Origin of the sequence: Blastopirellula marina, assembly GCF_002967715.1 — a bacterium.
In the GTDB taxonomy this organism is placed as follows: Bacteria; Planctomycetota; Planctomycetia; order Pirellulales; family Pirellulaceae; genus Bremerella; species Bremerella marina_B.
In genome coordinates, this window is record NZ_PUIA01000014.1 from 80394 (window position 1) to 102019 (window position 21626).

At 54.9% G+C, this 21626-nt stretch carries 20 protein-coding genes; 8 read left to right on the forward strand and 12 right to left on the reverse strand.

Translation table 11 applies throughout. From position 1 onward, the window contains the following. Positions 1–4: 4 nt before the first annotated feature. Both C5Y96_RS01685 and C5Y96_RS26985 read right to left on the reverse strand, forming a co-directional pair. Positions 5–1729, reverse strand: coding sequence for a DUF1598 domain-containing protein (locus C5Y96_RS01685; RefSeq protein WP_146115479.1), 1725 nt, complete (start codon positions 1727–1729; stop codon positions 5–7). A gap of 271 nt (positions 1730–2000) precedes the next feature. Further along, positions 2001–2480, reverse strand: a complete 480-nt coding sequence (locus C5Y96_RS26985; RefSeq protein WP_146115480.1) for a hypothetical protein — start codon at positions 2478–2480, stop codon at positions 2001–2003. Positions 2481–2893: 413 nt separating this feature from the next. Here C5Y96_RS26985 and C5Y96_RS01690 point away from each other — a divergent pair, with 413 nt between their 5' ends. From C5Y96_RS01690 to C5Y96_RS01700, 3 genes are all read left to right on the forward strand, one after another. Continuing rightward, entirely contained in the window at positions 2894–3223 is a 330-nt protein-coding gene (locus C5Y96_RS01690) for an Hpt domain-containing protein (RefSeq protein ID WP_105349819.1), read from the forward strand. Between the two features lie 82 nt (positions 3224–3305). Continuing rightward, on the forward strand, positions 3306–4538 hold the full coding sequence (locus C5Y96_RS01695; protein WP_105349820.1) for a lactate racemase domain-containing protein: 1233 nt from the start codon (positions 3306–3308) through the stop codon (positions 4536–4538). Positions 4539–4558: 20 nt separating this feature from the next. Beyond that, the gene (locus C5Y96_RS01700; protein WP_158261039.1) at positions 4559–5467 is read left to right on the forward strand and encodes a YgfZ/GcvT domain-containing protein; all 909 of its coding nucleotides are present in this window, start codon (positions 4559–4561) and stop codon (positions 5465–5467) included. On the opposite strand, the gene C5Y96_RS01705 is transcribed toward C5Y96_RS01700, so the two are convergent. Beyond that, on the reverse strand, positions 5455–7143 hold the full coding sequence (locus C5Y96_RS01705; RefSeq protein ID WP_105349822.1) for an HD-GYP domain-containing protein: 1689 nt from the start codon (positions 7141–7143) through the stop codon (positions 5455–5457). The genes C5Y96_RS01700 and C5Y96_RS01705 overlap by 13 nt on opposite strands. 374 nt (positions 7144–7517) lie before the next feature. Here C5Y96_RS01705 and C5Y96_RS01710 point away from each other — a divergent pair, with 374 nt between their 5' ends. Further along, entirely contained in the window at positions 7518–8534 is a 1017-nt protein-coding gene (locus C5Y96_RS01710; RefSeq protein ID WP_105349823.1) for an SDR family oxidoreductase, read from the forward strand. 7 nt (positions 8535–8541) lie between these two features. On the opposite strand, the gene C5Y96_RS01715 is transcribed toward C5Y96_RS01710, so the two are convergent. The 3 genes from C5Y96_RS01715 to C5Y96_RS01725 form a co-directional block, all read right to left on the reverse strand. Then, on the reverse strand, positions 8542–9669 hold the full coding sequence (locus tag C5Y96_RS01715; protein ID WP_105349824.1) for an aminopeptidase: 1128 nt from the start codon (positions 9667–9669) through the stop codon (positions 8542–8544). Positions 9670–9749: 80 nt separating this feature from the next. Next, positions 9750–10100, reverse strand: coding sequence for a hypothetical protein (locus C5Y96_RS01720; RefSeq protein WP_146115481.1), 351 nt, complete (start codon positions 10098–10100; stop codon positions 9750–9752). 222 nt (positions 10101–10322) lie between these two features. Continuing rightward, a complete protein-coding gene (locus tag C5Y96_RS01725) occupies positions 10323–10748 on the reverse strand; it encodes a hypothetical protein (protein WP_105349826.1) in 426 nt (141 codons plus the stop codon). A gap of 436 nt (positions 10749–11184) precedes the next feature. On the opposite strand from C5Y96_RS01725, the gene C5Y96_RS01730 reads away from it, so the two are divergent. Genes C5Y96_RS01730 through C5Y96_RS01745 form a run of 4 tightly spaced genes read left to right on the forward strand, consistent with a single transcriptional unit; the run spans position 11185 to position 15473 of the window. Continuing rightward, positions 11185–12045: a hypothetical protein gene (locus tag C5Y96_RS01730; RefSeq protein ID WP_105349827.1), complete on the forward strand. Its 861-nt coding sequence runs from the start codon at positions 11185–11187 to the stop codon at positions 12043–12045. Between the two features lie 42 nt (positions 12046–12087). Continuing rightward, complete coding sequence (locus C5Y96_RS01735; protein ID WP_105349828.1) at positions 12088–13305, forward strand: formylglycine-generating enzyme family protein; 1218 nt, start codon at positions 12088–12090, stop codon at positions 13303–13305. Then, on the forward strand, positions 13302–14207 hold the full coding sequence (locus tag C5Y96_RS01740) for a TRAFAC clade GTPase domain-containing protein (RefSeq protein ID WP_105349829.1): 906 nt from the start codon (positions 13302–13304) through the stop codon (positions 14205–14207). Before C5Y96_RS01735 ends, C5Y96_RS01740 begins: the two co-directional genes overlap by 4 nt. A 12-nt stretch (positions 14208–14219) precedes the next feature. Then, positions 14220–15473, forward strand: a complete 1254-nt coding sequence (locus C5Y96_RS01745; RefSeq protein ID WP_146115482.1) for a hypothetical protein — start codon at positions 14220–14222, stop codon at positions 15471–15473. 2 nt (positions 15474–15475) lie between these two features. Here the strand turns inward: C5Y96_RS01745 and fliM are convergent, their stop codons facing one another. The 6 genes from fliM to recO form a co-directional block, all read right to left on the reverse strand. Continuing rightward, the gene (gene fliM, locus C5Y96_RS01750) at positions 15476–16507 is read right to left on the reverse strand and encodes a flagellar motor switch protein FliM (RefSeq protein WP_105349831.1); all 1032 of its coding nucleotides are present in this window, start codon (positions 16505–16507) and stop codon (positions 15476–15478) included. Between the two features lie 41 nt (positions 16508–16548). After that, positions 16549–17823 (reverse strand): glutamate-5-semialdehyde dehydrogenase, encoded by a 1275-nt coding sequence (locus C5Y96_RS01755; RefSeq protein WP_105349832.1) that lies wholly within the window; start codon positions 17821–17823, stop codon positions 16549–16551. A 153-nt stretch (positions 17824–17976) separates the two neighbouring features. Beyond that, positions 17977–18894, reverse strand: coding sequence for a dihydropteroate synthase (gene folP / locus C5Y96_RS01760; RefSeq protein WP_233198711.1), 918 nt, complete (start codon positions 18892–18894; stop codon positions 17977–17979). Positions 18895–18938: 44 nt separating this feature from the next. After that, positions 18939–19490: an LPS assembly lipoprotein LptE gene (gene lptE, locus C5Y96_RS01765; RefSeq protein ID WP_105349834.1), complete on the reverse strand. Its 552-nt coding sequence runs from the start codon at positions 19488–19490 to the stop codon at positions 18939–18941. Positions 19491–19513: 23 nt separating this feature from the next. Further along, a complete protein-coding gene (locus tag C5Y96_RS01770) occupies positions 19514–20800 on the reverse strand; it encodes a tetratricopeptide repeat protein (RefSeq protein WP_105349835.1) in 1287 nt (428 codons plus the stop codon). Between the two features lie 38 nt (positions 20801–20838). After that, complete coding sequence (gene recO / locus C5Y96_RS01775; protein ID WP_105349836.1) at positions 20839–21591, reverse strand: DNA repair protein RecO; 753 nt, start codon at positions 21589–21591, stop codon at positions 20839–20841. Positions 21592–21626 lie beyond the last annotated feature (35 nt).

A 21626-nucleotide genomic window follows, 5' to 3' on the forward strand; every position in this document is an offset into this window, starting at 1 on the left:
TGCGTTAGTCCCACCACCAGCCGTGATGCTTGATGGTCTGGGGAACGTTACCTGATTTATGATCCGCGGTCATCAAGCCGTACTCATCAACAGACATCTTTTCGTCGGTGAGCATTTCTGAGGGATCGAAGTTCACGCCGCCACTCACGCCGGCAATGATGTGCTTCTTGTCGATTATCCTCATGTTCATGATCGAGTCGACGACCTTCGGAGCCGAACCGGTAGCAACCTGGTAGCCGCCGTCGGGACCGAAGTGGGTCAGGTTCCAGCCGACTTGATCAGCCAATCGTTCTTTCTCGATTAGCGAGGTAATCATGGCGAGATCAAAGACGTTCTTGAGCTCGGCATAGATTGGGTACTTCACGGCAAGCGAGGCGTAGTTCGTCGAAAAATTGCGTGCGAACGTGGCATTGAGAGCTGTGCTGGTGTTCGTGTGAATTCGCTGGCCTTGCGCGTCGAGGTGCTCGTTCTCGCTCAACACTTTGACGCCAGGACCTTGCAGGGCGAACGCGTCTCGCTCTTTGGTGACACTGATGTTACGGTAATCGAGCGTGAACCACCAACGCAGAACATCCATTGGTGGCGGGCTGCCGCCAGGAGGAATGGTGACCATCTCAAGATAGCTGGGAACCCCGGCCGTTCCGTCTTCCAAGCCCATGCCAATCCGCTTCATGTGGTAGTCGGCTTCGACAATGATCTGGCCGACTCGCGTGTCTGGGTTGACGCCATGGACGGTGATGTCCTGCTTGCCAACGGCCGCTTGGAGACCTTTCAGCCATTGATCGCGTTGCCGAGGATGTAGCGGCTTGGCGGAAGTCACGTCGATGTACTCTTGGGCACTCTTCAGCCCCTGCTGTGTCGGCGTGATCGCACAGCCAAACTTGCCATGCTCATCGATCGCGTTGCGAAGCAAGACAACCAGGTCATCCAGTTGTAGCACGGGGCGACCCGTCGCGATGTTCACGTGGCGTCCTTCGGCGTTGGCATGCCAAGGGCCAGCCGGGCCGGCGATCACAATCTCGCCTGTTTCCGGGTAGACCAACAAGTATTTGACTTCGTAGATGCCAGCCATGTTCAACATGGTGTCGCTTGGATCGCGACCGATGGCCCAGCGGAGTTGAGCTTCCTTTTCCAGACGCGTTAACGAAACCTTCCGGAGAACGGACTCGGCGGCGGCGTCATTGTTAGCAGAAAGGATCTTGGATGTGTCATGGATATCCGAGAGAAGCGAATCATTGGAGAGTTGAGTGATTCGCTTCAATGTGCCTTGGGAGTCGACGTAGACACCGGTAGGGAAGGGGGCGATGGAGCCTGGGCCACCCAGTTCTTCCCAGCTTTCGGGCTCGACCGTGGTCGTGATCAGATCAATCAACTGATCGAAGTCAGGAGTAACACCCCCGCCTCGCGCCACCGGGGCCTTACTTCGAGCGGTTTGTGCTTCCGAGAGAAGCTCAGAGCGATTGACGTCATCTTCAATATAAGAAGCCGTTTCGACGGCGGCCTGGATTAGCCCGGCCTTCATTTGCATACGGGCGATCGACGAGTGCCCCTCGTCGCGCAGGGCTGCGTCTTCGACGTTAGCGATTTCCTGGAATGCTCGCGTGAATTCACCGACGCGGCTAAACGATTGGACCTTGTCCAGCGCAACTTTCGAATTGGATACTTCCTGGCCATAAACGGCTTGGCTGAAGGAAGCATGCATCGACAGAGCAAGAATCAGACTTGCCACTATCACCGCCCGGATAAGGTTGAGCACGGGAAAGTTCTCCAGATTAGTGACTTCTCTATGTTCCGAAAGAGACTATCAGGATCACTTCTTTTGGGGAATCCGTCAAGCAATAAGTCTACTTATACGCTCATTTCTGACCATTTAAGTCGCCTTATGCGCCAAGCAATAATTTCAAGTGTCAAGAAATAAAAACAGCCAGAGTTTCCGTTGGGAATGTCTCTGGCTGTTTTCTTATTTCAATCAAAGCGACCGAATGTCGCTACCGGAACGACTAGCCGCAGCAAGTCGGTTCTGGAGCACAGCAGGTCGGTTCTGGTGCACAGCACTTTGGCTTGCAGCAGTTGTGCAGCTTGTGCTTCAGGTGGTGGAACAGGCCACACTTCTTGGCACAAGGATCGCAGCACGATGGCTCTGGAGCACAGCAGGTTGGCTCTGGAGCACAGCAGGTTGGCTCTGGAGCGCAGCAGGTTGGCTCTGGAGCACAGCACGAAGGTTCTGGTGCACAGCACGATGGCTTGCAGCAGCGGTGCAGTTTGTGCTTCAGGTGCGAGAACAGGCTGCACTTCTTAGCACAAGGATCACAGCACGATGGCTCAGGAGCACAGCAGGTCGGCTCAGGAGCACAACAGGAAGGTTCAGGTGCACAGCCACAACCGTGCGAGAAGCCGAACATACCGGCTTGGGCGGTGGAGGCAGCGGCAAAGATCATACCGACAACCAACAACGCAGGGAAAGCAAAACGGGCATTCATCGAGAGGACTCCAACTTGACTCAATTTACCACCAGAAAAAAACAACTCTTGCGGGCTCACGCCGTTGACGCACCAGGAAAACAAAACCCAGCACCAGCGATTGTCCACGCAAGTAACTTTCCTTGGTTAGGAACTATCAATCGCTATCGACCCCCTAAAGCAAAACCCTCTAGCAAAATGCCTAAATTGTGTAGTCGGAGTAAATTGCCAGGTCCGATCGTAACGAATGGTCTGGCTGTGCTATCACTCGGGTTGTATGCCCCCACATTTTGACCGCTGCATTGCTCTCAACATGCCGGTTCGAAACCCACTCTTACTTAGAGACATTTCCACATGTCTGGGTAGTTACGGGGGTGGTCCGCTAACTCAAACGGAATCCGTATCCGCTTTCACCGTTAATAGGGGCAATTGATATGACAGTGACGAACCAGCAACAGCTGATCTATTCCGAATTCGGCAACGACGAGGATCTGGGCGAACTTGTGGAAATGTTCGTCGACGAGATCCCTAATCGTGTTCAAAGCATGCTTGATGCTGCCGAGCACTCGAATTGGGAAGAACTAGGACGCATCGCCCACCAAATGAAGGGGGCCGCTGGTAGCTATGGTTTTGGCGATGTCACGGCGATTGCGGCTGTTCTGGAAAACGCCTGCCGCGAAAGTGCTCCGGCTGAGTCGATTCAACGTGGTCTGCAAGACCTGGTGAGCATGTGTCTTCGGATGCGTGCTGGTACGCCTGACTAAGAGGCGTCCCGTTGACCATGCGGTAAGCGAAGTCCTATGATTCGGGGACTTAATCCATGTTTCCCGAATCATTAGGGTATCGATGCCCCTCTCGACTCCGTTTGGCGACAATGCAACTTCGCAGTGCGAAATCGCTGCCGAGCATCTGTTGGCAAATCTTCAATCCGATTCTCTGCCGGCAACCGATCTTGCTGAGACCATCGCAACTGCGCTGAGTCATCCCACCGGCTTTCCCGACTTGGCCGATGCCTCGGTTCCCGGCGATATCATTCTGTTCGCGTTTGGCAAAGAAGTAAGCGACGTCGAAGACGTTACCCGCGGCGTGGTGCGTTATGCCCAACAGGCGAATCTGACGGATCGTCAGTTTCAGTTTCTGTTGCCCCACGAGACCCCTTCGCCTGTCGTCGAGCTGTTGAAGCCGATAGTTGCTCCACTGGGGGATCACGCAGAAATCCACGTGCACCAGCCGCACGATCAGAAGGCCAATTCGTTTCTCACATCGACCCAAGAGAATCGAGCCATCATCCTGAACCGCCACTTGTGCGATGCCGATGTGGTAATTCCTGTCGGGGTCGCTCGACACGACGGCAGGTTCAATACGTTCGGAGCCTTCTCGTCGATCTATCCGACGTACTCGGATATCGATTCGCTCAAACGCTGGAATTCCCCCTTGTTCGTGACAAGGCCGCAACGTCGCAAGCGTCGTACGGCCGAGATCGAAGAGATCCGCCAACTACTTGGGATCTCGGTGAACTGTCTGTTGTTTCCTGCTCGGGGCGGTGGTTATTCGCATGCCGTTTACGGCGAGGCATCGCAGGTCCAGGCATTGGCCGACCAACAATTGGCCGAGCACTGGCAACCGAGCGTGCCGACACTTGCCGGAGCAGTGATTGCCTTGGTGACCGGTGGTCAGCTAGGGCAGACATGGGAAAACGCAGCCAGGGCCCTGGCAAACGTCGAAGACCTTGTCCGGCCAGGCGGGGCTATTATCCTGGCGACGGAGATTCGCCAACGCCCAGGTCTGGCGATGGCGCAAATGGCCGAATCGCTTGAGTTCACCGATTTTGAAATGCTCATGCGAAAGTCTCGCAGCGAAGATGCGGCCATCGCGTTGCAGTTCGCCAAGACTTTGTCCCAGTGCAAGATCTACTTCCGTAGTGCACTCTCGGAAGAGATCTTGGATCAACTCGATCTGATTCCCGTCGAGTCCGACGACGAATGTCGCAAGATCTGTGAACACTATCAAGACGTCGTCGTCGTGCACGACGCGCAATGCATGTCGCTTCGTCTGGCCGAGTCTGGCCTGCCATCGTAACTTCCAAAAGTCGAGAGAGAATGAACGGCACCATTTCTTGGGTATCGTCTCCGCTGACATGTCAGATTCAGGTCAGCGGCCCCAGTCACGTACGATTCATGCAGGGGCTATGCTCGAACGATGTCGTGCAAACAGCCATCGGCGTGAGCTGCGAAGCCTACATTCCTTCGGTGCAAGGCAAAACTCTTGCCCATGGTTTTCTGGAGAAGTACGACGATCGGATCGTGTTTCTAGGATTGGGACAACAAAGCGAGGCGTTACTACCGCACTTGCAGAAGTACTCCATGATCGAAGACGTGGAAGTCACCGACCAAAGCGATACAAAAAATGCGATTTTCATTTGGGGGGAGGATGCCACCGCGTGGTTAAAAGAAAAGCTTGAGGTAAGCGATCTGCCTGATTTGCTGCAGCATCGATCGGTCAGTTGGGAGGGAGCGACGATCGAGATCTTCCGAACACCTATTCTGCAGGAAGACTCGTACGAGCTTTCAGGCCCCAACGTTGAAAGCCTGGTGCAGGGGATCGAGCCATCTGCGGAAGCGTTTGAACAGAAACGTATTGCCGGCTGCTTTCCGATCCATGGGATCGATATTGGTAGCGAGCATCTCGCCCAGGAAGTCAATCGCGACGATACGGCGATTAGCTTCAAGAAGGGGTGTTATCTCGGGCAGGAAACGGTCGCGCGAATCGACGCGATGGGGCACGTCAACAAGAAGCTTGTGGCAGTGCACTGGCTGAGTGAGCCTGTTCCGGAAGAGTTGCCAGCGGCAATTGTCGTCGACGGCAAAGAAGTGGGGCGGCTTACCTCGCTGGCATGTATCGATGGCCAGTATTGGGGACTGGCCATGATCCGCCGAGGTTTGAACGTTGTAGGGACACGAATCGATTCGGAAAACGGTTCGCTGGAAGTCGCGAACTATTCGTCTTGAAGCGACTTGATCCAGTTGCTGACGTCGAAGCCCAGGCCAGCACGTTCTTCACGCATAATACTGTTGATGTCTTCTCGAGCCGAGAAGAATGCTTCGATGACTTCTGGATCCCATTGGGTGCCGGAGCCTTCGCGGAAGATTTGATCGACACGATCCGCTGGCATCCCTTTGCGGTATGGTCGATCGCTGGACATAGCATCGTAGGCATCGGCCACCGCAGTGATACGGGCCAATTTCGGAATGGTTTCCCCAGCCAGCTTGTGAGGATATCCCTTACCGTCCCATTGTTCGTGGTGGTGCAGAACAACGGGGAGCACGGCTTCTAATTGCTTCAATCCCGAAAGGATATTGCAGCCCAGTTCCGGGTGAAGCTTGATGTGTTCGTATTCTTCGTCCGTTAGGCGGCCTGGCTTGCGAAGGACACTATCGTCGATGCCGATCTTACCGACGTCGTGCAACAGCCCGGCCATGTACATCAAGTTGAGGGTCTCGCTGTCCAGACCCATCTCTTGTGCCAGGCGAACGGCAAGTCGGGCAACACGATCGCTATGACCGCATGTGTATGGGTCTTTGGCGTCAATCGCCGAGGTCAAGGCGCGAACCACGCTGGTAACGAACTCGGACTGGCGGCGATACAGTTCGATATTTCCGCTGTGAATACCAAGGATTGTCCCAACGCTGCTAAGTAGGCTTGCTTCGACCGTGCCGAATCCTTTGTCTTCGTTGTGATTGACGGCAAACAGCCATCCGAAGATGTTGTCACCTTCAACCAACGGAACCGCGATAATCTGGCGGATCTCGGGGCAGGGCCAGTCGGGACGCTCGGTAATACGTTGATTCGCGACGAATGCCGATCGCTTTTCATTCAGATTCAGTTTCTTCACCAGATGCGAAAGCATCTGAGCATCGACAGAGCATTCTCCGACAGAAAGCAGGTGCGGTTCGTACTGCGAGCCAGAAGACTCGTTCTGACCGCCGCGTCGTCCAGGCTGTTGATACAGGATCGAAAGCCCGCGACATGGAATGACTTCGAGCAACCAGTTGAGTGCCAGATCACCAAGCTGCGAATCGCTGCTGGAAATTCGAAGGTTCTGGGTGAGGCCGTAAAGCAGACTGATTTCTTCGTAGGTCGACGACAAGCTATCCGAGACTTTGTCGATCTCTTCGGTCAGGCGTTCAATTTCCGAATCGGACGCGATCTTGCTAACCACGATGGCGGCCATGCGTTCGAGAGCTGGAACGGTCCATTCGGATTGGGCCTGGTACCATTGCTTGGATTCTTTGAGAGAACAGCCCAGCACCTGAGAAAGCTTGCTGAATTCGGGCGTTGCGCTGCCAGAGATCGCCAGGCGAAATGGGGCCGTTGCAATGTAAGTGCTCACTCCGTCACGAAGCGGAATGGCCAGGACGGCGCAGCCTTTCTCTTCCGAAACAATTGCGGCGGTACCTTCGCGCTGGAGACCAGGACAGAGCGAAGCAAGCAGTGAGTCGTCTCCCAGGATGCGATCGTCAGAAGCCAGCATTAACTCGCCTGTACTTCCGTCCCTCAAACAGAATGAGGTACCGAAGTAGTTTCGGAGTTCCGTGCTCATTTGCTTCAGACGGTGACGAACCGCAGGTACGAACGTACCTACCGTGTTACCGGTGAGTGCAAGAGCTGCGGGGGGCAACGACATGGGGGAATTTCCTATAAGCATTTCGGGCGATCTGACTCAGGCGGTCTTGGACACACCTTTTTCAAACTTAGGTCATAACCCATGTTCGAGCATGGTTTTAAACGTAAGTCTGAGAGATCAGCGAAACCGAAAAGATCGGTTTATACCGAGTAAAACCTGGCTTTACAGGTATTGCTGGGTACCTGACCCCATATCAGGGCTATCGAATCTGCCGGAAATTCTTACCATGCGGAATATGCGAGCAATCGCTTCCTCTGTAGGTGGGGGGACTGTAAATCGACTACGTGATTCGAGATTGCAGAAAACCCATGCAAATTCAAAAGATGCCGTGCCGGGAGCACTGCATCTTTCGCGCAAGGCAATGATGAGCGGCCATGTCTATCGGACTTCCTTTGTTAATTACTGGCGTTCCCGGAGTGCCCGGTTACAACGCGCTGTATCACTTCCGACACAAATTTCCACAACATGTGGTAGGGATTCGCCCTACCGACAACTGGCGGCTGGAAGGTGAGCAGATCATTCCATGCGATATGGAAGACATCGATGCCCTCAAACGCCTGTTTGACGAGTATCAGTTCAAGTCGGTGCTGCACTGTGCCGGTAGCTGTGCCCTCAAGTCGTGCGAATTAGATCCCGCCATGGCTTGGCGGATCAATCTGGAAGGGACCCGGAACCTCCTTCATATTCTCGAGGGTACCGATACTCGCCTGATCCATCTTTCGATCGACCTGGTCTTTAGCGGCGATTCTGGCGAGGGGAGTATGCTCGAGACCGACTCAACCGATCCGGTAACGGTCTACGGTAAAACGATGGCGGCCGCTGAAAGCCTGGTATCTTTGATACGACCAGATGCAACGATTTTGAGGATTTCGTTGCCGATGGGAGTCAGTTTCAATGGCCACGCTGGTGCGATCGACTGGATTCAGTCCCGTTTCAAAAAGAACCGTCCTGCGACGCTCTATTTCGACGAGGTTCGCACGCCTACCTACACCGACTGCATGAACCTGGCATTCGAGGAGATTCTCTCGCGAGACATGCCGGGGATCTATCATGCCGGAGGACCTGTGCGGCTGAGTCTTTACGAGATTGCCCAAATCGTTAATCGAGTTGGGGGCTACGATCCAGAACTGCTCATGGGCTGTATGCGGATCGAAGCTGGTCCCGTTCCTCCGCGGGCCGGCAATGTCGCGATGAACTCGGAGAAACTGACAGACCATCTCGGTTTCGGGCCGTTTCACGGCTGGCCCTTTGACGAGCGTTACATTCCCACGCATCGAGATTGGCACTACGATCGCCCCGCCGATGAGTCGGGAAATCCCGAACTACTCAAGCGGATTCTGTACTGCAATCCGCTTCGTGACGAAGGGATCATACGCCCCCCATTTTCGTAGCCGCTGACTAAGTCAACGGCTGAGGGAATTCTGGGTTCAGGAAGCGTCCATTCTCGCTGATCAACTCTCCGTCGACGAATATCTGCCCACCTTGGCGGAGGTCGCAAACCATATCCCAATGCAGGCCCGACTCATTCGTGCCGCCTGACTCAGGATAGGCAGTTCCGACGGCGGCATGGAAGGTGCCGCCGATCTTTTCGTCGAACAAGGTATTCCTGGAATACTCCTGAATCGCGTAGTTCGTGCCGATGGCAATTTCGCCTAGCACACGCGCGCCAGCATCTTGATCGAGCATGGCAATCAGGAAGTCTTCTCCCTTGGATGCCTTCGCTTCGACAACGCGTCCATCGCGGAAAGTCAGTTCGATACCGTCTGATTCGCGGCCACCATGCACGGCCGGGAAACTGTATTTGACGATCCCCTGCGTGGCCGTCTCGATGGGGCCGGTGAAGACTTCGCCGTCTGGGAAGTTTTCGTGCCCATCGCAGTTGATCCACTTGCGTCCTTCGACGCCCAGCGTCAGGTCCGTTCCCTGAGGCGTAACAAACCGAATCTCTTTTTTGGTCATCAGGAAATCGGCCAGCTTTTGCTGCTGGATGCTTAGTTTCTTCCACAGAGCGACCGGGTCGTCTTCATTGAGAAAACCCCCTCGAAAGACGAAGTCTTCGTATTCAGACAGCGACATCTCGGCATCTTGTGCGGAGGATTCACAAGGGAATTGTGTACCGACCCAATTCAACGAACCATCGGCGGCACGACCGAGAAACTTGTTGAAATACGTCTTGCGAGCCTGGCTCTGTAGGGCGCTCTTCTGTGGTGAGATGGAAGAGAGAGCCTTGGAGTTCTTCTGGCCCCATATTCCGATCGAGCAATCGATCGTATCGACGGCGTGCAGTAGTAGAGGGTTCTCATACGAAAGTTGTTCGTCTGAACCTTCTTCGAGCATGATCCGCTTGCACTCATCTGGCACGATCGAGATTTCGGGATGGGCACCAGCACGGACGACTTCTCGATACACGGCGATCATCAGAGGTTCGGTGACAGTTGCTCCTGTGATCCGCACGAGTTGCCCTGGCTGCACGCGGCCAGAGTATTGAACGATTACCTTGGCGAGTTTTTCAAAACGAGGGTCCATTCAGACCGATCCTTTCGCTTGTGTTGCTATCGAAATGAGGCGTAGGGGGCGATGCGCCGAGAGGTTGAACTAGTTTCGCATCAAGAGCGGGCAGCCAACAGTGCCAGCAAAATCCACGGAGAAATGGCAATGGCTACAGCGGCAAACTGAAGTGATTTGGGTGCCCGGCGCTTGCGTTGCGACTGAACGATCGGAGTCAATATGCCACCGATGCTGCCGCTGACGATTGCCGAAAAGAGCAGCAGATTGGCAAAACCAGTCCATGTATTATTGGTGTCCTCGGCTGGCTGCCACAGTGCTACGGAAGCTCGGAGAAGCATAAAGACAATAACCAGCACCAAGGTCGCAAAGATACACAAGCTCCAAAAGACCGTCAGCGATTCAATGGATTGAGGTTCGCTCGGAGGTGGATGGACCTCAGAACGCGACAACTTCTTGTTGCTTCGCCGCTTCTTGGACACAATCGGGCCTATGCATGCTGGGGGTGGTGTCTGTCGTGCTTCAGTATGAAGCGGCAAAATCAATTGGTCAACGTTCTAACCGTTGCAAACATCCTGGTAACAACAAAAGAAACAGGGCACCTCGATAAGGTGCCCTGATGATCCTTTTATCCGTTTGACTTGCACACACCGACGTGCGTGAAAGTTTATGGCTTACAAGCCGTAGTAGTGAACGTCGACATGTCCACCGGGCCGGAAGACCATCTTGACTTTGAAGCCACAGCACCACTCGTACTCGACAATACCGCGATGGAAAAGACCACAGCGACTGTCGATCGTGGGCAAGTCGGTGCAGCAACTTGGCAGGCAGATTGGCACATCGACGAAGCAGTTGCAACGTGGGTCAACGACCTGCAGAACAGCCTCGACTGGGGGGCAGCAATCGCAAGGACAGGCCTTCTTCACGAACAGTTTGTGCGTTTTGTAGTGAAAGCACGGATCGTAGCAGCAAGGAGTCGGCGGCTCAGGGGCGCAGCACGATGGTTCCAGATTCTTGTTCGCAGCAGTCGCCTGGCCAGCGGAAACCAGCAGAACGGCAACGGCCACGAGCATTGGGAGGGTCTTGGTGAGGTAATTCATGGTGAGTGACTCCGTTAATCCAGTAGGCAATAAGGCGCGAATCATTCGCACGCGATACCCGCAATTCCCAGCGAGCGCAAACACTTTCTTTTAGCCTAACATCTCTCCGTTCATGGGCAACTGGGTTGTTTTCTCCCCATATTTCGCCTCGTTAGATCCTTCGTACTGGATGTTCAAGAAGGAGATGGCTGGCATTTTCATGGGATTCTTTTGCCTCAGGGGCACTTTCGACCTACGTTTTCAATGGCGGTTGGTGAACCAGACCAGCTTCCTTCCAACTTTTCCAGGGAAACCCTCGTGTTTTCCTTTTCGACTTATTTCAAATTTGGCCCCGTTTCCCACGGCGTCCAATCCGGACAGTGATTCATGGCCGAGTTCCCACCAATGACTGGCGGAAGGCAGGGTTGACGTGAATGCTCACGCAATAGCATTAGGAATGAGCCCCGACTACGCTCCGCTCGATCAGGCACTCTCTCAGCTTCGCCATCATAACGGCGAATTGGAGAAGTTCATCGATCAACTTCTTCGAGAGATTGCCAACCTCGGGCAAGAGGTAGAATCGCGCGCAACTGAGTTGATGAAGGCTCGTCGTGAAATCGATCAGACTTCAGAAGTATCGGTACAAGCTGCTCAGGAGAACTTGCGACTTTCTCAGCAAGTTGTCCAACGAGAAGAAGCGTTGAACAAGGCCAACGCCGAAATCGAGCAGCTTCGTCAGCAACTTACTCAGTCGGCACAGTCCCCCTCCAGCGACCCCGCGAGCCAGCAACGTATCGCCGAACTTGAGCAACAGCTTCAAGCTGCACATGCTCCTAACCAGCCTGATTCGGATCTGCTGGCCGAGGTAGAGCAGCTGCGCCGAGAACTCGCGGCCACGAAGCTGGAACTGATGCGGCGTGACGAAGCCCACACGATTGTCCGCGAAGATTCCGATCACAATTCGCTTGTCGAACGTAATCAGGCCCTGGAAGGAGAACTGCACCAGGCCCGCGGGCACGCCATGCAGTTGACCGAGACGATCGATCAACAACGCAAAGAACTCAACCAGCAAAAGACTGCCTGGTCGGAAGAGCTTCAGGCTATGCGTTCTCTGTTGGAACGTCGCAGCTCGACACCTGCCCAAACAACGCAAACCCAGTCCTTTGCCGATACCTCTGTCATCAGCGAGACCGCGACCGTCTGCCGAGACGAAGTGGAATATCGAGCCAATAACAACAATACCGTTGTCGATTCCGTGATGGCGCAATTTGCCAAATTGCAACGAGACGTGAACAAACGCCGCGGCCAGCGTCGTTAGTTTGCACCCTTTTCCCACAGTTTCCTACTCAGGACACATTTCATGAATCGCTATGTAGTAGGGGGAGCCGGCGTAGCAAGCGTAGTCGTATTGATGTCGCTAACGTGGCTCTTCGGCAGCTTCTCTTGGGCTCTGGCTACGACAGTTCTTCTTTCTGCTATCGGCAGCGGTTACTTTGCCTATCGACAATTCACACAGAAGTTTTCCGCACAACCAGCTACCAGTCATGCGGCACCTGAAAAGGTGGCATCGCACAAAGTCGCGGCAACAGCAAGCACTGGTAATGCGAACGACTCGCAATCCCTGGCTCGGAAAATGCTCGACCAAGGACGCTACACGTTGCTTTTGCGTCCTCAGATTGCCGAGAGCATTCCGCCTAAACTATTGCAGCGTGCTCAAGCGATGCTTGATGACGCGATGACGCTCGTTCCAGGTGGAGAAACCATTGTTGGCAAGGGAGCCAACAGTTCTCCCGATTTGCCGGATCATCTCGACGGACGCATTGTGCAAGTCGAAGGCTTCTATCTCGATCGCTACCAGGTTACCAACGAAGAATACTTTCGATTTGTCGAGAATGGCGGTTACGAACAAATCTCGCTTTGGGATCCGGAGATTGTTCCGGCACTGCTTGACTTTGTTGATCTCACCGGAGAACCAGGCCCTCGCTTCTGGAAGAACGGCAAATACCTTTCGGGACAAGCCCAACATCCAGTGGTCGGCGTCTGTTGGTATGAAGCCGCAGCCTATGCCCGATGGGTCGGAAAACGCTTGCCAACGGATCCCGAGTGGGTCAAGTCAGGTAGCTGGCCGGTGCCGCTGCCAGGTGCGCGACCAATTCAACGCAAATTCCCCTGGGGCGAAGCATTCGATCAAAACAAATGCAATCTCTGGGGCAGTGGGCATGGTGGCACGGTTCCCGTCGAAAAGTATGACGAAGGCATGAGCGTTGGTGGTGCTAATCAACTGATTGGAAACGTCTGGGAATGGACTTCCAGTCGCTTCGGTGCCTGGCAATCCAGTGCTTCGCCACTGGTGCTCGATGCTTCGATGCGAAGTATTCGTGGCGGAGCTTTCGATACCTATTTCGAGACCCAGGCCACGTGCGATTTTCAAAGTGGCGACAAGGCCGTCGCTCGTAAACGAAACCTTGGGTTTCGCTGTGCTATTGGAATCTGTGATCTGATCCCTGACCAGTCGATGCAAGCCGAGGAGCACCCGGCCCAGGTCGAGACTCAAGAATATGCTGAGGTGGCCCAATGACCAAGCGTGTCCTCGTAGCTATGGATTCGTATCGACTCGCGGAATGCGCTGTGCCGTTGGCATGTTACATCTGCGGTACCGATAACAATTACAACACCGAACTTTGTCGCCACTGCGCCGCCCCTTTGGCCTTGTCGCACCAGGCACGCACCCAAGGTGTTCGCCCACAAATGGTTGCCGTTTTGGGTACCGCAGCGGCAGGTAAAACCGTTTACCTGGGCATGCTGTTGGATATGCTCACCCGGCAAAACGGCCGCGTTCAAGTGCTTGCCCGGGGTGCGTTCTCGATCACGCTTCAGCAGCGCACGATGATGGCGCTTTCGAGTTGCCGGTTTCCGGAGAAGACCCCCAATGAACCTGATCGCTGGAACTGGGTGCACTGCCAGGCCAAGGTGAACTCGAAGAAGAACCCCATGGAACTGATCATGCCGGACATGGCCGGGGAAGCGATCTTGGAAGAGATCGATCACCCTAACGCTTATCCGGCGATTCACTCCTTCCTGGAAAAGTGCTCGGCCGTGATCCTGCTGGCCGACACCGACCGAATCGAGCGAGGTGGGGCCGAACAGAATTACTTCCTGATGAAGCTGATCACCTATCTGAGTGAGCAAGATAACCGCAAGGCTCGCGGGAAAAGCACGCGACCGGTTGCGATTGTTTTCTCGAAGGCCGATCGCTGCGAACCATGTTTCGATAATCCTGAACTGTATGCCAAAGAGAAGACGCCCAATCTGTGGCAACAGGTTCAACAACGTTTTACTAACTATGGATTCTTTGCCTCTGGTGTCGCTGGCTCGGTCGGGTTCCGCGAAGAGCCAGGGGAAGGTACTTCCGCCGTACCGCTGCGGATCGAGCCGCGCGGCATCGTAGAACCGTTTGAATGGCTCGTACGCAAAATCTAGTTGGTCACCACCATGGCTCCGCTCTCTCCCAAAGATCTTCAAGTCGCACCTCCTCGGCAAAATCATTCCTCGGGAACTATTGCCGTCGAGCAGGCCATCTTTACGTCGGCTCGCACTTCATCCAAAGATGGCTACCAACTGGTTGCCTGGAGTCCTGGTATCAGTAGTGAAGATGCCCGCCAGCTGGCAGTGTGGGGTCCTGCCCACGACTCGATGATCGCTGACGACCCCATGGACGTCAGTTTGAATTTTCATCCGCTGGGTGACCACAAGTTTTGTGTGTCGCGAACGGTACTCGGTTCAGCCGAGTACAGTGGCCGGGGTGGACGCCAGGTTTACACGCACTGTTTCGTGCTCGACGCCGATTCGTTTCGTAGGTTTCACAACGATCCGTTTCGGGTGTTGTCGGCGGCACTCGCGATTCACGATCTTCGACCAGGGGCCAAGTTGCCTACAGACTTGCCCTCGCTGCGGATGCTGCCGTCAGGAGGGCCTGTCGATGCCGGACTGATTCGCTTCTTCGATTCTCCGGTTCAGCAGCAATCGCTCGTCGCTTGGACACACCACGCGATGACGTCGAAGAAATTGATGTTCACTGGAGGTTATAACGATCGTTTTCTGACGGTCTTCTTCAATCTCTTGCCCGTTTCGATTCGCCCCTCCTTTTCGTTCTCGACTCGGCTGCGTTACTCACCGCGTCGCAACTTCAAACTGATTGGCCTGGCGAACGATCTCGAAGAGCAAAAGAAGGCCGCACGTCAGGAAGGTTGCAGCGTATTCCAGTTTGATTCACCGGCTCGCACGCCGGAAGCATCACGTCATCCGTGGGCAACATGGGTTCAGGTAGCGTTATGCCAGCGCGAGCCGGACGAAGCAGCTCGCATGATCGGCGAGGTACCTCTGACAACGCGATTGGAAGACCTTTCCGCGGTCGGCAATCGACTGCGGGTGGAGATGTCTGCTAAGAAACGGAACCGTGAGATGGAACCGACACCGGTCGCCGCGGCACCACTGGTTATTCCGGAAGAGAACACCGATCGGGGCGAGTTGTTCGTACTGGTCGAACGGGCCTTAGAAGGAGACGTCACCGCATTGGAGCGTCTCAATGCCACCTGGTGTGCTCAGCCTGATCGTCAGTTGGAAGCATTGCGGCAAGATTGTGCTCGCCACTTCGTCAACCTATCGAAAGAAAAGCACTTCGAGCCAGGATCGAAAGGGGCAATCGCCATCGAGATTCTGAGCCTGATCCTGCGTGTGAGCCTATAATTTTAGGCACCAGGCTTCTTCCGTTCGTAGCTACGTTCGATCTGAATTGCTTTACGCCCCTTGAACGCCCCGGCAAATGCTTGAAACGTTGGGGTGCCGTTCACGTTGACCTGTAGCGGCGTACGCGAGTCTTTTTCAGTGGTGATCACGTCCCCGACCCGCAGATCGAGTAGCTCTTCCATCGTGATATTGGTTTCCGCCAGGATCACATCGAGACCGACTTGGGCCTTATCGAGGTGTACACCCAACGCGGCCTTCGATTCGGGGGTTGCTTCGCTGCTACCGTAAGCAAACCAGGTATTGGCGGTCAGCTTATTGCTGATTCGTTCGATGGAGTTGAACGGGATACACAGGTTGATCATCCCGCGCACGTCGCCAATGGCCAGCTCGAAGCTGACCAGCACCACGACTTCATTCGGCGGTACGATCTGAACCAGTTGAGGATTGCTTTCGACACGGACGACGCGCAGGTTCAGCGGAAGAACATTCTCCCAGGCATCCTTCAGCTCGATCAGGAAGAGATCCGAGATCCGCGAAACGAGTGTGAGTTCAATTTCGGTCAGCGGTCGCCGCGACGCAGGCGTACTTTCTTTGCCGCCCCCCAGCAGACGATCGATGATCGGATACAGGATGGACGGGTTGATGTCGAGAATCAGGTTTCCTTCCAGTGGCTCGGCAACCAAGAGGTTGAAGCAACTGGGGTTTTCCAGGCTGAAGACGAACTCGCTATAGGTCAGCTGATCGACGCTGGTCAGCTTGACCTCGACGATCGATCGCAAGAGGGCCGAAAGGGCAGCGCCGAAGTTTCGGCTGAACCCTTCGTGCATCGACTGCAGGGCCCGCATTTGGTCTTTGCCGACTCGCTCGGGCCGTTTGAAGTCGTACGGGGTCACCTTCTCTCGCCCTCGTAAGCCGCGCGACGGCGACCCGGTATCGGCTACCGGTGCGACCGGACTCTTGGCCGGTTCCGCGCTGGTTTCCATCGCGTTGAGAAGGCTCTCGACTTCTGCCTGACTCAGTACGTTGTCTGACATGAATCACTCCCTTGATTCACGAAACCTGTCATCGTCGGAAACTATTTCCGAACGTGACCTTCTCCCATGACGATGTATTTGTAGCTCGTGAGAGCCTCGATGCCGCAAGGGCCGCGTGCGTGGAACTTGTCGGTGCTGATCCCGATTTCCGCACCCAGGCCGAACTCGCCACCGTCGTTGAAACGGGTGCTCGCATTGACCATCACGGCTGAACTATCGATCTGAGCCGAGAACTTGCGGCTGGCGGCCAGGTTCTCGGTCACGATCGATTCGGTGTGCTTCGAGCTGTATTTGTTGATGTGGGCGATCGCCTCGTCGATGTTGTCGACGACCTTCACTGAAATGATCGGCCCCAGGAATTCCGCGCCAAAATCTTCTTCGGTTGCCTGTTTGGCTGTCGAGACGATGGAGCAAGTCTTAGCGTCCCCCCGCATCTCAACCCCTTCCTTCGCGAACGCTTCCGCGATCATCGGCAGGAACTGTTCGGCGACGTCATTATGTACTACCAGGGATTCAGCTGCGTTGCAGACCCCATAGCGATGACACTTGCTGTTGAAGGTAATCTTCACGGCCATCTCCAAATCGGCCGCTCGATCGACGTAAACGTGGCAATTACCGGCAAAGTGCTTGATGACCGGCATGGTCGCTTCTTCACTGACGCGGCGGATGAGACCTTCGCCGCCGCGAGGAATCGCGACATCGATGTATTGGTTGAGTTTCAGGAAATGGCCAACAGCTGCGCGATCGGTGGTGGAGACTAATTGCAGCGCATCGGCAGGAATGCCAAACTCCACGGCTTGATCTTGCAGGATGCTGACGATGGCCTGCGACGAATGCATCGCTTCCTTGCCACCACGCAGGATCACCGCGTTGCCGCTCTTCACACAAATGGCAGCCGCATCGGCGGTCACATTCGGCCGTGATTCGTAAATGAAGAACACGACCCCCAGCGGCACGCGAATCTTTTGAATCGCCAAACCGTTGGGACGAACAGACGACTCGATCGTGGCCCCGATCGGATCGGGGAACATGGCGATCTCTTCCAGGGCCGCGGCAATCCCTTCGACCCGATCCTTAGTTAGGCGAAGCCGGTCGATCTGGGCGTCGGTCAGGCCATACTGCGGAGCGTTAGCGATATCTTTGGCGTTCGCCTCGGCGATGCTCTCGAAACTGCTGCGCAGAGCAGCTGCCGAGGCACGCAGCCAGTCATTCTTGGCCTGACCCGAAACGGTCCCCAGGACACGCGACGCGGCCTGAGCTTTTTCAGCCGTTTCTGTGCAGTAGGTGGCTAAGTCGAGATCGTCAGCAATCGCCATTATTCAAACCTTGAGAAACAATTCGTCCAATTTCAGATTATCTCTGGAATGGGACATTGGGTCAATGCGAAAGGTTCGTGCCGAGAGAGATGCCGGCGAGATCTAACCATTTGATAGAAAATGGTTTACGGTAATCGAAGGGGAGGGCGTTGGTTAGTCTTCGGGCAATTCTCGTGGGATACCATCGACTCCGCCGGTCGCGACAAACGCGTCCAAGGCTTCCTTATTGGCTTTGACGTCGTGTACGCGAATGATTTGCACCCCTAGCCGGGCGAGCGTGAGCGTGGAACCGACCGTCGCCAGCGTGCGGTCTTTGTCTTTATCGCCGAGAATCTTCGCCAGAAAGCCTTTACGTGAATGACCGACCAGAATCGGACAGTTGAGCGCGTGGAATTCGTCGCACTGGGCCATCAGGTCCAGGTTGTGCTGATGCGTCTTGCCAAAGCCAATGCCGGGGTCGAGACAGATTTTGCCGCGTTCGATGCCTGCGTACCGTAGCTGACGATATCGATCTTGCAGGTAGTCGAAGATGTCCAGCACCACGTCGTCGTACTCGGGGGCGTCCTGCATCGTTTGCGGATTGCCTTGCATGTGCATCGCACAGATACCCACGCCTGTTTTCACTGCCAACGGGATCATCTCAGGATCGAATTCCAGTCCGCTGACATCGTTCAGAATCTCGGCACCTGCGGCAATCGCTTCTTTGGCAACGATGGCCTTGGTGGTATCCACTGAAATGGGAATGCGTACCGACTCGGCCAACGTTTGAATGACAGGAATGACACGACGGAGTTCTTCTTGCGTTGTCACCGGTTCGGAATAAGGACGAGTGCTTTCGCCGCCGATATCGAGGATATCCGCGCCGTCGGCTTCCATCTGGAGAGCCCGGTCGATGGCGGCTTTCGGATCGAACCACTGTCCCCCGTCCGAAAAGCTATCAGGCGTGACGTTCAGAATACCCATCAGCTTGGGAGTTCGCGTGAAACGCAACGTACGTGTGCGAAGTTGCCAGGCAAGTGCCCGGTAAGGATAACGCTGCGCCAAACTGGTACTATGGGGTGTGGATCTCATCCCTCGATTTTAGCAGACGCGTCATTGACGACGTATCCCAGGTTCTACCAGGGGGTCTGCATATGACGAACCACTTCTCTTGCGAATTGGTCGATCGCTTCTTGTTGTGCCGTCACCATCGATTGTCCAGGTTCCGGGTAGAGAACGCCGGTGGCGGTGATCGTTTCGCTCATCAAGACCGGAGCCAACGCGAGCGTCCCCGGCTGACGAACCAGTTGCCCACGCTGGTCAATCCACTGGTATTGAATCTGAAAGTTCTCTTGCAGAATGCGAGGATCATCCAGGGTGTTTTGCCCCTGCACGAGCTTGTTCTCGGTAACCAGGCTGCCTTGCAGCACGCTGTCGGCCGACTGGGCATCGACGACTTTGTACGGCGTCGTAGATTCAATTTCTTTGATGACTGCTTCCGTGATGCGTTCGCCCAGGTCACGTCGAAAGGTGAGTGACGTGAAGATCGGGACATGCACTGTGCGAATGTCAGGGCGATACAGACTCCGATTCCCGATCTGATAATGCACACAACCGAATTGCCCGGCCGTTAGCATTAGCACAGCGGCTAGAAGAAGAAATCGGGTTGGTGTCAGGCAGTGACGCATGAAATCTTATCGCTTTAGGGAACCTACCGCGTTTCCGTATCGTCATCCGCGCGAGTGGCGATGTTTTCGATCGGCGTTTGCGAAGGTATCGGCAAATCTTTTTTGCGTTCCAGCCAACCGTAAAGGAACTGGGCAGGAGGTACCGGAGTACCTGGACGTCCTTTAATCTCGTCGATTCGTTTCTTGGCCGCTTCGGCCATGTTGGAACTCGGGAATTTGTCGATCACCTGGGCGTAATAATGGTAAGCACCCTGGTACTCGGCCCGACCATCATAGAACGCGGCTTTCTGCCACAAGCGTTCGGCTTGAGCGGCTCGAATATCGAAGTCGAGCTTCTCGATGACCTTCATGTTTTCTTGTGTTTTGTCGGGAAACTGACGCTTGATTCGCGTCAACAGTTTCTCGGCCTCTTCCAGCGGCTTGCCGTCGTATTCGGGGCCTTGGTAAACCTTCAATTTTGTGACTACACCCAAGTAATGAGCAGTGAACTGGTGTTCGCTGGTGGGGAAGTTTTCGCGCAGGTCGGTGTAGAAGCGATCGGCCGATTCAAAATTACCTTCACGGAAGTGCGCGTTCGCGGCGGCCAGGGTCGCATCGTCTGCCAGGTCGCCGGTCGGATCGTCCAGGCGAATCAGATCGAACAGTTTGATCGCGTTGCCAAAGCGGTCGAACAGCGGAAGCTGTTCGTCGGTGAAGTTAGGCTGAATGGCCCACGAACGTTCCTTGGAGTGGCGATCGAGCCAATAGCGAGCCAATTTGAAGCGTCGGGCACCGACGGCGTCCAGGTGTTTCGAGTTCTGATACTTCTTAACGAGCTGATCGTACTGCTTGGTGGCTTCGGGGTAGTTATCGAGAAAGAAGTAGCACTCGCCGGCATACATCAGCGAGTCTTCCTCGATTGCGGAATCAGGAGCATAGACCCCAGCTCGTTTGAACAGGCCAGCGGCTTCATTCAGCTTCGCGGCGCGTTCTTTTCCTTCAGCGGCCATGCCTTGTTCGTAAAGTGTTTCCGCTTGCTTAAACAGATTCTTGGCCAGGGCTTTGTTTTCCGATGTGTTCCCCGTCACCTCTAAGGTCTTGGCACCAACCCCAGTCGGGTCCCACCACGAGTTGCCGGTAGCTTCTCCCGCTTCTGGAGACTGGCCACGCTGTACCCCTTCTTCTTCGTAGCTGACTTGCGAGACCTCGCTGCCAGTTGGGTTGAAGACGGTCGGCGGCGGAACCGGATCGCGCTGGCCGAAATTGGTACAGCCGATGGCGGACGCTGTCGACAAAATGCCGAGGGTGACGATCGTGGTGGTTTTCATCATCGAGGACTTCCTTGCCCTATGCGTGGTCCAACCCAAACTCAAATCGAGAGAATCTGCAGGTACTCTCTCAATCTGGGTGTCTTGCCCAGGGTATGGCTGAGGTATCTGTTGACGAGTGCCCGGACCTCCATGGCCAGACGCGAAGGAATTTCCGTACGTTTCCAACGCTCGTCTTCTGCGGCATAAATCGAAAGGAGTTGTAGCGTTTCTACGGCCACGTCGATGACCTGCCGATGTCCGCTCCGGGCTCTTCTCGAAAGTACACCACCAGCGAGCAGCCCAAATGGAGTACGGCCCGTCTCGGCAATCGGTTCTCCCGTTTCGACGCACTGCGTCAGTTCAGGCAATTGGCCGAGGTGGCGCAGTAACATCATTTCGAACCGCAACACCAAAGGAGCAACGGCCTCAAGCTGATTCAGCTGCGAAAGGGTTTCGTCGGCCAAATGAAACAATTCCGGGTGCGGGTCAGAGTGGTCCGTCAACTGTGCTAAAAGCTCGGCCAGGTAATACCCGGCGTACAGGTGTTCGGTACTCTTCTGCCCTGCGCGAAATCGTCTTTCGACCTTCGCTTCGGTCAGCAAGTCTAGGCTGTCGCTTTTTTTGTGGAGGAAGACTATTCGACTTACGGTCAAAACGTCAAGAGCAGACTCAAACGGGCTTTTAGGACGCTTGCATCCCTTGGCCAGGGCGGTGATCTTGCCGAAATCCTCGGTAAATAGCGTCGCGATACAAGATGTCTCGCTGAAATCGACGGTGCGAATGACGATAGCTAGCGATTTTTCCGCCGACATAAGATGAGGGATTTCCGATGCGAACTTCGAACGCG